A 13094-nucleotide genomic window follows, 5' to 3' on the forward strand; every position below is an offset into this window, starting at 1 on the left:
CCATCATACGCCCCTTGGGCGCGGAAGGTGCGTTCGCACGCCAAAACATGTATAATGCGAGACGCACCTTTGCAGGACGGTGCGTTTCAGTTTGGTACAGGATGCGATTTGGACGGTCTGACAAGAGTGTGTAGCCCTTGTTATATGGTTTTAGGATGTCGGATATGGGTACTATCAATTATCCTGATGTCTCGCTATACGGCATACTTTGCCCTCTCCCTATTCTTCACTGAAAAGAGAAACAAGCCCGTTGTTGGACGCGGGCTTTTTTTATTCCGCAGATAATCGTCAGCTAAATTACAACATTTCCATCTGTGCGCACCGGTAACGGTCGGCGCTGGCCATGGCAATTGTATTTTCTGGCGAATACGCATTGAGAGATATTTAATGACAAAAACGCCGAAAACTTTAACGTTGTCCGTCAAGGCCGCCCGTACCAGCTCCGCTCCGCTGGTGGTGCCTAAGACGACTCTATCTTATGTGATCGATAATGCGCAAGAGGCAGCGAGCAAAGTAACGGTAGTCAAAAAGAAAACGCGCCTGAGCGCCGCGGCCGAAGCGGTCCAGGCGGAAGCCCAGGTGGCGGTGCAGCACGCTGACGCGTCCGACACCCCGGTCAAGACCGTCAAGGTGGCGCGCAAGAGCGCCGTGCTGCCGGCCGCCGAAACCGGCGCGCCAGTGGTGGTGGTCAAGGCCGCGCCGAAATCCAAGCTGGTCAAGGCCGTCAAGGCCGAGCCTGCTCCGGTCGTCATCGTGACCGCCGGCCCGGCCGTCAGCCAGGTGACCGACGCCGCCACGCTGGCCTCGATCGACACCTCCGGCTACCTGCTGCCTAGCGTCAAGGTGCCGGGCCGCCGCGGCCGCAAGCCGTCCGAATTCACGCCGGAAAACGACGAAGTCGCGGCACTGAACGCGGTCGAGCGCGCCGAGCTGAAGGCCGTCTCCAAGGCCCGCGAGCGCAAAGCCAAGGGCGGCGCCGCCGACCTGCTGGGCGTGGACTCGAAGAGCACCGCCGAAGAACTGGAGCGCCGCCGCACCCAGATCAAGAACCTGATCAACATGGGCAAGGAGCGCGGCTTCCTGACCTACGCCGAGATCAATGACCAACTGCCGGAAAACATTGTCGACCCGGAAGCGATCGAAGGCATCATCGCCACCTTCAACGACATGGGCATCGCCATCTACGAGCGCGCGCCGGAAGCCGATTCGCTGCTGCTGACCGACAGCGTCGCCACCGTGACCTCCGACGACGAAGTGGAAGCGGCCGCCGCGACGGCGCTGTCGACGGTCGATTCCGACTTCGGCCGCACCACCGACCCGGTCCGCATGTACATGCGTGAAATGGGCGCCGTGGCGCTGCTGACGCGCGAGGGCGAGATCGAGATCGCCAAGCGTATCGAAGGCGGCCTGAAGGACATGATCCAGGCCATCTCCGCCTGCCCGACCACGATCGCCGAGATCGTCGCGCTGGCCGCCAAGATCGAAGCCGACGAGCTGAAGGTCGATGAAGTGGTGGACGGCTTCGTCGACCTGAACGAGTCGAACAACGCGCCGGCCGTTGCGGCCGCGCCGGCTGCCGCGTCGGACGACGACGAAGAAGAGGAAGAGGAAGTCGAGGAAGAAGACGGCGACGCCAACGGCGGCGCGGCGGGCTTCTCGACCGAGCAACTGGCGCAGCTGAAAAAAGCCGCGCTGGAAAAGTTCGACGTCATCTCGACCCAGTACGAAAAAATGCGCAAGGCCGCCGGCGGCTACGGCTCCAAGGCTTATGTGTCGGCGCAGGAAGCGATTTCGGCCGAACTGCTGGGCATCCGCTTCACCGCCAAGGTGGTCGAGAAGCTGTGCGACACGCTGCGCGGCCAGATGGAAGAAGTGCGCCACATCGAGCGCGCCGTGCTGGAACTGTGCGTGAACAAATGCGGCATGCCGCGCGCCCACTTCATCAAGGTCTTCCCAGGCAATGAATGCGACCTGGACTGGGTCGACGGCGAAGTCGACAGCGCCTATCCGTACAGCGCCATCCTGGGCCGTAACGTGCCGGCGGTGAAAGAGCTGCAAAAGAAGATGATCGACCTGCAAGCCCGCGTGGCCTTGCCGCTGGCCGACCTGCGCAAGATTAACAAGCAGATGGCCGCCGGCGAAAAACGCGCGCGCCAGGCCAAGCGTGAAATGACGGTCGCCAACTTGCGTCTGGTGATTTCGATCGCCAAGAAGTATATCAACCGCGGCCTGCAATTCCTCGACTTGATCCAGGAAGGCAATATCGGCCTGTTGAAGGCGGTTGACAAGTTCGAATACCGCCGCGGCTACAAGTTCTCGACCTATGCGACCTGGTGGATCCGTCAGGCGATCACCCGTTCGATCGCCGACATGGCCCGCACCATCCGCGTGCCGGTGCACATGATCGAAACGATCAACAAGATGAATCGCATCTCGCGCCAGATCATGCAGGAAACCGGCAGCGAGCCGGACCTGGCGACCCTGGCGGTCAAGATGGAAATGCCGGAAAACAAAGTCCGCGAAATCATGAAGATCGCCAAAGAGCCGATCTCGATGGAAACGCCGATGGGCGAGGACGGCGATTCGCAGCTGGGCGACTTCATCGAAGACAACACCACGCTGGCGCCGTTGGACGCCGCGCTGCACGCCTCGATGCGCAACGTCATCAAGGAAGTGCTGGACTCGCTGACCCCGCGCGAAGCCAAGGTGCTGCGCATGCGCTACGGCGTGGAAATGTCGAACGACCACACGCTGGAAGAAGTGGGCAAGCAGTTCGACGTGACCCGCGAGCGTATCCGCCAGATCGAAGCGAAGGCCATGAGCAAGCTGCGCCAGCCGTCGCGCTCGGACAAGCTGAAGACTTTCCTGACGCAGAACTAAGCGTCGACGGGATAAAAAGAAGGGAGGCCATGTGCCTCCCTTTTTTTGTGTCTACAGCTTGACCGGCGGGGCTTTCTTGGCGGCCTCGATGGCGTCCTGTTTTTCCTTTGCGGCAGCGGCGGCGATCGGCATCAGGTTCTTGACGGCCATGTCGAAGTCGACGATCGTCACGCTGATGGCCGTGGCCCAGGTGGAATCGCCGACGATGGCTACCGTAACGGACTTGTCGCATTTGAGCATCTTGTCCATCAACAGGGCATGGGCGAAGGTCAGGCTGGCGTTGCGCGCGAAGCATTCGAATTCGGGCTTGCCGGTCTTGGTGTGGACCCAGTGCATGTCGCCAGACTTGCCTTCGTTGGCCGGCAGCTGGCCATACTTTTCCTGCAATTGCTTGCGCAGCTCTTCGTTCAACACCTTTTGCTCGAACACCTCGGCGGTGCGCTCGATCATGACCGCGCGACCATCCATGGGGCCGTAGGAGACGGTGACGCGCGAACGCTTGGGCGCGTCCGGAATGGAGTAGGCGACATTGTCGGGGCGCGCCGCATAGACCGAGTCCGCCGGGCGAATGTGCGTGCGGGAGGGCTTGTAGCCGCCGGCAAACAGTACTTTTTCAACCTGTTGCTGGGTATCGCCGATCTTGATGCCGATGGTTTCCAGCGATTTCGGCAGGTCCGCGGCGTGTGCTGCGCCGGCCAGGGTGGCGGCGATCAGCGCGGCCAGTAATTGTCGGTTCATGACAGTCCCATAGATGTTTGATTTTCGGTAAAGATATGATAACTGCAATTTTAGTGTAGCAAGGTCTGGAATCTGTTGTCAAACGCGCTTTTATGATCGCATTGCAATACACTGGCGGCATCCCATAAACTGGCGCGACTCCCAGATGATCAAATCAATTTTTCTCAGCCTGGTCCTGGCTGGCGCATCGATGCCGGCGGGCGCGGCGGCGGTCGACGTCGCCGCCGGCATCCAGATGGCGCAGATCGATTTCGATGCGTATCATGCGCTGCTGCTTGAGCGTTGCAAGGCGCTGGCGCCGGACGCGGTCGATGGCTTGACGGCCGCGTTGGCGCAATGGAAAGAGCAGAACGCCGATGCGCTGGTGATCCTGCGCCAACTCTACAAGGCGCAGTTGATACAGCTGAAGCGCGCGCAGCAGCCGGATGTGACCGATGCGGAAGTCGATGCACACGTCGCCGCGGTGCTGGGTATCTTCAATGCGAACCTGAAGGAAAGAGTGGCCGGCGTGCCCGCCGCCGAGGCCAGGGCGTCGTGCGAGGGCGAGTACGCCAACAACCTGCTGAATCGGCCCGCCATGGACTTCAACGTTTTACTGAAACGGATGACGCTGGGGCGTTGACCTGGGCTTCGTCGACCACGTCCATGGCGATGGCCTTGGCCTGGTGGCCGCCGGCCTTCATTTCATCGGCGGTCGCTTGCGCCGCCTCCAGGTTCAGTCAAAGTCAGGCGCAGAAACGCGCCGCCCTGGTCCTGGTTGCCCATCTCCAGCACGGCGCCGATGCGCGCCGCGCGTTCGCGCATGCCGACCAGGCCCCAGTGGCCGCTACGTCCGCCTTGCGCCAGCGTGTCCGCCGCGATGCCCTTGCCGTTGTCGCGCACCAGCAGCGTCAGCCGCCTGGCGCCGTAGTCCAGCTCGACCACGATCTCGCTCGCCTGCGCGTGGCGGAAGGCGTTGCAGATGGCTTCGCGGCCGATGGAAAACACTTCGTCGGCGGTGATGACGGGCAGGGTGTAGGGTGCGCCTTGTTGCTCAAGCCGGAAACCGGCCGACAGTCCCGCCGCCAGCCGCTGGCCGAAACGATCCAGCGATTGTCCCAGCGTTTCATCGTCGCGCAGCGGCGAGCGCAGGCCGCGCACTTCGTCGCGGCCCTCGATCAGCGCCTGCTCGATGTAGCCGATGCCGCGCTCCATGGCGGCGCGCGCCGGCAGCGCCGGCGGCACCTGCTCCATCGCCAGCTGCATCATCAGGATGGTGCCTTGCGCCTCTTGCAGGAAGGTGTCGTGCAGCGCGCGGGCGATGCGCTCGCGCTCGCCCAGGCGCTCGACGTGGCGCGCTTCGATCAGGCGCGCCATCTGCGCCAGCCGCCAGCGCCAGGCCAGCGTCAGCGCCGCCGCCAGCGCCAGCGCGCACAGCAGCTTGAACCACAGGCTCTGCACGAAGGTCGGCGGGATCGTCACCGCCAGCGTGGCGCCGTCGGTGTTCCACACGCCGTCCTTGTTGGCGGCGATCACCTGGAAGCGGTACTGGCCCGGCCCCAGGTTGGTGTAGAAGGCTTCGCGCCGGCCGCCGGCCGACTGCCAATCGCGGTCGATGCCGTCGAGCCGGTAGCGGAAGGCGAGCCGTCCCGGCATGGCCAGGCCGAGCGCGCTGAAAGTGAGGTGCAGATTGTTCGCCCCTTGCGGCAAGGTCAGCGGCGCGTCCACCGGATAGGCTTTGCCGTTGCTCTCCACGGCGCGGAGCTCCACCGGCGGCGGCGTGGCGTCGCGGCCGATACGGCCCGGCGTGATCAGCATGGCGCCGCGGTGGCTCGACAGCCAGAGCTGGCCGTTGCCGGCTTCCACCATCGATGGAAACGGCCCGGTCGGCTGGACCGCGCCGGTCAGGCCGTCGTCGACGCCCAGCAGTTCGTAGCCGACCGCGGCGCCGTTGCGCAGGAAGCCGGCCAGCTGCGCGGCCGGGATGCGGAAGGCGCCGTCATGGCCGTGCAGCCACAGCTCGCCGGCCGCCGTCTCCACCAGGCCGCTGATGCCGCGCAGCTCACGGCCGTCGGCCAGCCGCAGCGGCACGAAGCGCCGGCCGTCGTACAGAGCGGCGCCCAGTTCGCCCGCCACCCACAGGTGGCCGTTGCGCTCGAACAGGCTCTGCACGTTGCCGATGGCCAGGCCCTGGGCCGCACCCAGCACGCCGACGTCGGCGCCGTCGACCAGCGCGATGCGGTTGCCGACATAGCCTATCCAGACCCGGCCGCGCTGGTCCGCCCGCATCGTCAGCACCCGCGCGGCCGGCAAGCGGGCGTCGTCGACGCGGCTCCAGCGGCCGGCGCGATGGCGGTAGATGCCCAGGTTGACGTAGCTGGCCCACCAGTCGCCGCCGCCGTCCTGGGCCAGTGCGCGCATCTTCAGGGCGTCGCGCAGCGCGGCCGGCGGCGCTGCGATCAACTGGCCGCCCTGCGGGCCGGGCAGCCAGATGCCCTGGTCGGTGGCGAGCGCCGCGCGGCCGTCGCGCGTGCTGGTGGCGGTGGCGACGGCATGCGGCGCATGCGCGTATTGGCGGCCGCCGGCGTCCAGCAGCCAGGCGTCGGCGTTGTCGTTGCTGACCCAGACCTTGCCGTCGCGCTCGGCATGCAGCGTCGGCGTGGCGATCTCCAGATGGCTGGGCAGCGGCGTCACGCGGTTGCGGCGGAACTGGTCCAGGCCATTGACGGTGCCGATCCAGATAGTGCCGTCGCGGTCTTCGAAAAAGGTTTGCGGGTTCATGCCGCTCAGGCCTTGCTCTTGCGTGACGCGCTGGCGCGGATCGGGAAACACATCCGGCAGCATGCGCTCGACCCGGTCCTCGCTCAGCAGCCACATGGTGCCGGCGCGGTCGAACCACATGCCGCTGCCTGGCAGGTCGGGGCGGGGCGGCGGGCCGCCGGCCGGCGGCCGCTGCGACAGTTTGTAGTGGGCGTCGTTGCCGTTGGAGGCCCACACGGTGCCGTCCGGCGCGGCCGCCAGCGACGCCACCCGGATGTTGGCGGGACTGGCGACGTGGTAGCGCTGGTCTCCCTGGGGGCGGTAGTAGACCGCCTGGGCGCTCGACACCCACTGCGTGCCGGCGCGGTCGAACAGCACGTGCCAGACCGCCTTGGGGCCGGGGGCGAAGCCGCTGTCGGCGCCGATCCGCACCCAGCGTCCGCCGTTCAGCCAGGCCAGGCCGTTGGCGGTGCTGACCCACATGGTGCCGTCCGGCGCGCGGCGGAAGCAGTAGGTGGCGCCGGGCGGGAAGCCGTCGGCGGCGCCGTAGTGGCGCACCTTGCCGTCCTTGAACACGCTGGCGCCGCCGAAGCGGTAGCCGACCCACAGGGCGCCGTCCGGCGCGGTGTACAGGGGCAGCACGATGGTCGACAGCAGCCGATGGTCGCCGACCTGGTCGCGCCGTTCGAAGGTGGCGCCGTCAAAGCGGTACAGGCCGGTCGGCGTCGACAGCCACAGCCAGCCGTCGCGGGTCTGGGTGATGGCCTGGATTTGCGCCGGCGCGCCGTGGGCGGCGGTCCAGGCGCGATGGCTGTAATCGCTCAGCAGGCGTGCGTGTTCGGCCGCGACGGCCGGGCGCGACAGCGCCAGCAGCACGGCGCAGGCCAGCAGCCAGCGGCTGCGCAAGATAACGGTCATGGGGCGCAGCATACCATCCAGCGGCAGTACCTTGCATCCGCTAGGCGGCAGAGGGCTTGCCCGGCAAGCTCATGCGCAGCACGGTGCCGGCGCCGGGCAGCTGCGCCACCGCCAGCTCGCCGCCGAAGTCGGCCAGGCGGGCGCGGATGGCGCCCAGGTCGAGCGCGTCGCGCGGCGATTGCTGCTCGGGCAGGCCGTCGCCGCTGACGATGATGGACAACTGTTCCGGCCGCAGATTGAGCGTGGCCTGCACGCTGCTCGTGCCGGCCTGGTCGCACAGATAGCCCAGCGCCGCCAGCACGATGCCGTACAGGCCGGTGATCTGGCGCGGGTCCAGCGCCGCGCTGTCGTCCAGCAGCTCCAGCCGGCAGCGCAGGCCGTTGCGCCGCGCCAGTTGCTGCATCTGCCATTCGATGGCGGCCGACAGGCCCAGCTCCAGCGTGCTGGGATGCAGTTCGTTGATCAGCTCGCGCACCGCGACGATGCTGGCGTCGAGCGTGCTCAGCGCTTGTGCGGCGCGCTGATGCAGCAGCGGCTGGCGCGCGTGGGTGCGCCGGTGCAGCGCGGTCACGTCCAGCTTGAGCGCCAGCAGGTTTTGCGCCAGGTCGTCGTGCACTTCCTGGGCGATGCGGCGGCGTTCGCTTTCCTTGACCGTGTGCTCGTGCTTGGACAAGGTCCGCATCTCCTGCAGCGACGACTGCAGCCGGCTTTCCGAGCGCTTGCGCTCGGTAATGTCGACGCACATGGCGATCAGCAGCTTGGGCTGGCCATGCTGGTCGTAGGTCGGTTGCTTGTGGGTTTGCAGCCAGCGGTTTTCGCCCAGGCCGGCATGCCACAGCTCTTCCTCGTAGACGACGTGCTTGCCGCTCTCGAAGGCCAGGCGGTCGTGTTCCAGGAAGTAGGCGGTTTGCTCGGCGGGGAAGAAGGCGGCGCCGTCGTTGCCGCGCATGGCGTCGAAGGGGATGCCCCACAGCGCCTCGCAGGCCGGGTTCATCAGCACGACGCGCGATTGCGCATCCTTGATGAACAGGGCCAGCGGCATGACGGCGACGATGTTGTGCAGTTCGTCGTTCGGCCCAGCAAAGCCTATGTCGGCCTGAATCTGGGAGAGCATCGTCTCTATGGCGGTTGTTCCCAGCGATTCGATCAGGCTTTTCATGGAGGCGTAGGGGAGTGGTCGGTATTTGTATTTTAATGTTGCTTTGGCCGCTAGCCTTGCGCGCGCTTGCGCTCGGTGATGTCGATGCACATGGCGATCAGCAGCTTGGGCTGGCCCTGCTGGTCGTAGGTGGCTTGCTTGTGGGTTTCCAGCCAGCGGTTTTGGCCCAGGCCGGCATGCCACAGCTCTTCTTCGTAGACGGTGTACTCGCCGGTTTCGAAGGCGATGCGGTCGTGTTTCAGGAAATAGGCGGTTTGCTCGGCAGGGAAGAAGGCGGCGCCGTCGTTGCCGCGCATGGCCTCGAACGGGATGCCCCACAGCGCCTCGCAGGCCGGGTTCATCAGCAAGACCCGCGATTGCGCGTCCTTGATGAACAAGGCCGCCGGCATGGCGGCGATGAGCTGGCGCAGTTCGCCGTCGGGCGCTGCATTGCCGATCTCGGCTTTGATCCGGCTGAACATGCTGTCAATTTCCGATTTCCCCAACGAGTCGATCAGGTTTGTCATGGCGGTCCCAGGTGGTGGTCTTGTTTATATTGTAATGCTATTTAGACCAGTTTGATCAATCCTTAAGGAAATAAAAAAACCTGCCGCATCGACGACGGGGTTGGCGTCGTCGATGCGGCAGGTTGGGGGCGATGTTGTCGGGCGGTTTAGCCGGTGTTGCGCAGGCCGGCGGCGACGCCGTTGATCGACAGGTGGATGCCGCGATGGACCCGTTCGTCGGCCTTGCCCGGCTCGCTCGACAGCGCGCGATGGCGCTTGATCAGCTCCACCTGCAAGTGGTTCAGCGGATCGAGGTAGGCGAAGCGGTTCTGGATCGAACGCGCCAGCAGCGGGTTGCCGGCCAGGCGCTCGGTGGCGCCGGTGATGCGTTGCAGGATGGCCAGCGTGCTCGCGTGCTCGTCGGTGATGCGCTTGAAGATGCGCTCGCGCAGTTCCTTGTCCTGCACCAGCTCGGCGTAGCGCGAGGCGATCGCCAGGTCGGTCTTGGCCAGCACCATGTCCATGTTCGACAGCAGGGTGGCGAAGAACGGCCATTGCTGGAACATCGCTTGCAGCTGGGCCAGGCGCTCGGCCTGCTCGCCGTCGGCGATCCAGGCGCCGATGGCGCTGCCGAAGCCGTACCAGCCCGGCAGCAGCAAACGGCACTGGCCCCACGAGAAGCCCCATGGAATCGCCCGCAGGTCTTCGATGCGCTTGGTCGACTTGCGCGAGGCCGGGCGCGAACCGAGGTTCAGCTCGGCGATCTCGGCGATCGGCGTGGCGGCGAAGAAGTAGTCGGTGAAGCCCGGGGTTTCATAGACCAGGTTGCGGTAGGCCTGGTAGGCGCGGTCGGAAATCTCGGCCATCACGGCCTCGAACTGGCGCAGCTGGGCCAGGTGCGCGCTGTCGGCCGACTGCGGCATCAGGCTCGCCTCCAGCGTGGCGGCGACCAGCAGCTCCAGGTTGCGGCGGCCGATGTCCTTGTTGGAGAACTTGGAGGCGATGATCTCGCCCTGTTCGGTCAGGCGGATCTGGCCGTTGACGGTGCCGTGCGGCTGCGCCAGGATGGCCTCGTACGACGGACCGCCGCCGCGGCCGACGGTGCCGCCGCGGCCGTGGAACAGGCGCAGCTTGACGCCGGCCTTTTCAAACACCGTCACCAGGTGGGTCTCGGCCTTGTACAGCTCCCAGTTGGAGGTCAGGAAACCGCCGTCCTTGTTGGAGTCCGAGTAGCCCAGCATGACTTCCTGGATCTGGCCCTGTTTGGCGATCAAGGCCTTGACCAGCGGGATCGCCATCACGGCTTCCATGATGCCGGCCGCGCGCTGCAGGTCGGGGATGGTTTCGAACAGCGGAATCACCATCAGGTCCAGCTCTTGCTCGGCGATGCGCAGCAAGCCCATTTCCTTTTGCAGCAGCAGCACTTCCAGCAGGTCGGACACGGTCTCGGTGTGCGAGATGATGTAGTTGCGGATGGCGCGGGCGCCGTACAGCGTGCGGATCTGGCGCGCCGCGCGCAGCACGCCCAGCTCGGAGTCGGTCTCGGCCGAGTAGGCGATGTAGGGCGAATACAGCAGGCGCGGCTGCGACAGCTCGCTCAGCAGCAGCGCCACTTTGGCGTCCTCGTCCAGCGACGAGTAGTCCGGCTGGCCGCCGGCCTTGACGAACAGCTCGGCCAGCACGCGCTCGTGGATGTCCGACGATTGGCGCATGTCGAGCGAGGCCAGGTGGAAGCCGAAGATGTCGGCCGCGCGCTTCAGGGTCGACAGGCGCGGCTGCACCAGCACGGCGCCGTGGTTGGCGTTGAGCGAGTCGATCAGCACTTGCAGGTCGGCCGAGAATCCGGCGGCGGTCGAATAGGGTTCGGCGTGGCCCACTTCCTTGCGCAGGATGTTGGTCGCGCCCAGCGCGCGGGCGCTGCTGGCCAGGCGGGCGTAGATGCCGATCAGGGCGCGGCGGTACGGTTCGTCGGCGCGGTGGTCGGAGGTGTCCGGCGACTGGTCGGCCAGCGCCTGCAGCTGCGGGCTGCAGGCGATCATCAGCGTCGACACCGACAGTTCGGCGCCCAGCGTGTGCGTTTCTTCCAGGTAGAAATCGAGGATGGTGGTGGCCTGGCGCGTCAGCGCGTGCTGCATGGTGCCGCCGTTGACGTTGGGGTTGCCGTCGCGGTCGCCGCCGATCCAGCTGCCCATCTGCACGTAGGGCGCGGTGATGGCCTTGGCTTCGCCGTCGCCGTCGCCATAGTGGGCGGCGATGTCGGACTCGATGTCGTCGTACAGGCCCGGCAGCTCGCGCAGGAAGGTGATGCGGTAGTAGGACAGGGCGTTTTCGATCTCGTCGGCCACGGTCAGCTTGGAGTAGCGCAGCATGCGGGTCTGCCACAGCGTGGCGACGCGGGCGCGCAACAGGTGCATGTTGGCGGCCTGTTCCTTCGGCGTCAGCGGCAGGTCGCGCTCGGCCAGCAGGCGGGCGATATCGTGTTCCGCATCAAGGATCGACTTGCGCTGCACCTCGGTCGGGTGGGCCGTCAGCACCGGGGCGATCAGCGCGTCCTGGAAGAAGGTGGCCACGGTTTCCTGGCTGACGCCGGCTTCCTTGAGCTTGCCCAGGGCGAAGTTGACGCTGCCTTGCTGCGGCTTGGAGCCGGCCAGCAGGTGGGCGCGGCGGCGGCGGATGTGGTGCTGGTCTTCCGCGATATTGGCCAGGTGCGAGAAGTACGAGAACGCGCGCACCACGGAAATGGTCTGCTCGCGCGTCAGGATCTTCAGCATGCCGTCCAGTTCCTTGGCGGCGCCGGCGTCGGCCTCGCGGCGGAACCGCACCGCCGTCTGGCGGATGGTTTCGACCACGGCGTAGACTTCTTCGCCTTCCTGGTCGCGCAGCACGTCGCCCAGCAGGCGGCCTAGCAGGCGGATGTCTTCTTTAAGTGGCGCGTCTTTGTCTGCGCCAGGTTGTTCAGCCGTTTGATCGTTCGTTGCACTAGATTGGTTTGCCATGAGATAAGCCGCAAAGATGTGAAAAGTCGGTGCAAAGGCTTGTGGCCCGGTTCTGCAAGAAGGTGAGCGTGATAAAATTTGTGATCTTAAACACGCGCGTGTGACTGGCCTGCGCCGGTTAGCGCCCGCTACAGCGAAAGAACTGGTTTTGAAAATATCGGAATTACTACAAAATCCTCCGTCCACCTTGGTGATCGCGTCGCGTGAAAGCCGGCTTGCCATGTGGCAGGCCGAGCATGTACGGGCGCGCTTGGCATTATTATATCCGCAGTGCGATATTAAAATTGTAGGAATGTCGACAAAAGGCGACCAAATTCTTGATCGCACCCTGTCCAAGGTGGGCGGCAAGGGCCTGTTTGTCAAGGAACTTGAGGTCGCCATGGCCGAAGGCCGCGCCGACCTGGCCGTGCACTCGCTCAAGGACGTGCCGATGGAGTTGCCGGAAGGTTTCGCCCTGGCCGCGGTGCTGGAGCGCGAGGATCCGCGCGACGCCTTCGTCTCCAACGACTACGCCTCGCTGGCCGAGTTGCCGGCCGGCGCCGTGGTCGGCACCAGCAGCCTGCGCCGCCAGTCGCTGATCGCGGCGCGCTACCCGCAACTGGTGATCAAACCGTTGCGCGGCAACCTCGACACCCGCCTGGGCAAGCTCGATCGCGGCGACTACGCGGCCATCATCCTGGCGGCCGCCGGCCTCAAGCGCCTGGGCCTGCCGCAGCGCATCCGCGCGCTGCTGGACCCGGCCGACAGCCTGCCGGCCGCCGGCCAGGGCGCGATGGCGATCGAGATCGCGCTGCGCGACGACGGCGTCGACCTGATGGCGTTGCTGGCGCCGCTGAACCACGAAGCCACCGCCCAGGCCGTGACGGCCGAGCGCAAGGTGTCCAAGGTGTTCGGCGGCAGCTGCCAGGTGCCGCTGGCGGCCTTCGCCACGGTGGCAGACGGCCAGATGCATCTGCGCGCGATGGTCGCCACGCCGGACGGCGCCCGCATGGCCAGCGCCGAAGTGCGCGGCGCCGCCGCCGATCCGGAAGCGCTGGGCCAGCAGGTCGCCGAGCTGCTGCGCGCGCAGGACGCGGTCGACATCCTGGCGTCCTGCCTGAGCGAAGCCGCCCAGGCCGACGCCGACGCCCGTTCGGCCACGCTGGCCGGCGCCGCGCCGGCCGCCGACGCTTGACCAGC

8 protein-coding genes are annotated in these 13094 nt (G+C 65.9%); 3 read left to right on the top strand and 5 right to left on the bottom strand.

All coding sequences use genetic code 11. From position 1 onward, the window contains the following. Window positions 1–387: 387 nt before the first annotated feature. Complete coding sequence (rpoD, locus tag AC1RMD_RS13250; RefSeq protein ID WP_492927083.1) at window positions 388–2880, top strand: RNA polymerase sigma factor RpoD; 2493 nt, start codon at window positions 388–390, stop codon at window positions 2878–2880. 51 nt (window positions 2881–2931) lie between these two features. Here the strand turns inward: rpoD and AC1RMD_RS13255 are convergent, their stop codons facing one another. Beyond that, the gene (locus tag AC1RMD_RS13255) at window positions 2932–3618 is read right to left on the bottom strand and encodes a hypothetical protein (RefSeq protein WP_492927084.1); all 687 of its coding nucleotides are present in this window, start codon (window positions 3616–3618) and stop codon (window positions 2932–2934) included. 145 nt (window positions 3619–3763) lie between these two features. Here AC1RMD_RS13255 and AC1RMD_RS13260 point away from each other — a divergent pair, with 145 nt between their 5' ends. Further along, window positions 3764–4240 (top strand): hypothetical protein, encoded by a 477-nt coding sequence (locus tag AC1RMD_RS13260; protein WP_492927085.1) that lies wholly within the window; start codon window positions 3764–3766, stop codon window positions 4238–4240. Window positions 4241–4302: 62 nt separating this feature from the next. Here AC1RMD_RS13260 and AC1RMD_RS13265 read toward each other — a convergent pair whose 3' ends face one another. From AC1RMD_RS13265 to ppc, 4 genes are all read right to left on the bottom strand, one after another. Further along, entirely contained in the window at window positions 4303–7275 is a 2973-nt protein-coding gene (locus AC1RMD_RS13265) for a sensor histidine kinase (protein ID WP_492927086.1), read from the bottom strand. A gap of 40 nt (window positions 7276–7315) precedes the next feature. After that, window positions 7316–8389 (bottom strand): PAS domain-containing sensor histidine kinase, encoded by a 1074-nt coding sequence (locus AC1RMD_RS13270; protein WP_492927087.1) that lies wholly within the window; start codon window positions 8387–8389, stop codon window positions 7316–7318. Window positions 8390–8484: 95 nt separating this feature from the next. Then, window positions 8485–8940, bottom strand: coding sequence for a PAS domain-containing protein (locus tag AC1RMD_RS13275; protein ID WP_492927088.1), 456 nt, complete (start codon window positions 8938–8940; stop codon window positions 8485–8487). 146 nt (window positions 8941–9086) lie between these two features. Further along, window positions 9087–11915: a phosphoenolpyruvate carboxylase gene (ppc, locus tag AC1RMD_RS13280; protein WP_492927089.1), complete on the bottom strand. Its 2829-nt coding sequence runs from the start codon at window positions 11913–11915 to the stop codon at window positions 9087–9089. A gap of 148 nt (window positions 11916–12063) precedes the next feature. Here ppc and hemC point away from each other — a divergent pair, with 148 nt between their 5' ends. Further along, window positions 12064–13089: a hydroxymethylbilane synthase gene (gene hemC, locus AC1RMD_RS13285; protein WP_492927090.1), complete on the top strand. Its 1026-nt coding sequence runs from the start codon at window positions 12064–12066 to the stop codon at window positions 13087–13089. Window positions 13090–13094: the final 5 nt, after the last annotated feature.

Source organism: Duganella sp. GW822-FHT06D06, assembly GCF_058799615.1.

Coding starts and splice junctions, on each gene's coding strand:
- rpoD (WP_492927083.1), top strand. CDS start 388: ATGACAAAAACGCCGAAAACTTTAACGTTGTCCGTCAAGGCCGCCCGT.
- AC1RMD_RS13255 (WP_492927084.1), bottom strand. CDS start 3,618: ATGAACCGACAATTACTGGCCGCGCTGATCGCCGCCACCCTGGCCGGC.
- AC1RMD_RS13260 (WP_492927085.1), top strand. CDS start 3,764: ATGATCAAATCAATTTTTCTCAGCCTGGTCCTGGCTGGCGCATCGATG.
- AC1RMD_RS13265 (WP_492927086.1), bottom strand. CDS start 7,275: ATGACCGTTATCTTGCGCAGCCGCTGGCTGCTGGCCTGCGCCGTGCTG.
- AC1RMD_RS13270 (WP_492927087.1), bottom strand. CDS start 8,389: ATGCTCTCCCAGATTCAGGCCGACATAGGCTTTGCTGGGCCGAACGAC.
- AC1RMD_RS13275 (WP_492927088.1), bottom strand. CDS start 8,940: ATGACAAACCTGATCGACTCGTTGGGGAAATCGGAAATTGACAGCATG.
- ppc (WP_492927089.1), bottom strand. CDS start 11,915: ATGGCAAACCAATCTAGTGCAACGAACGATCAAACGGCTGAACAACCT.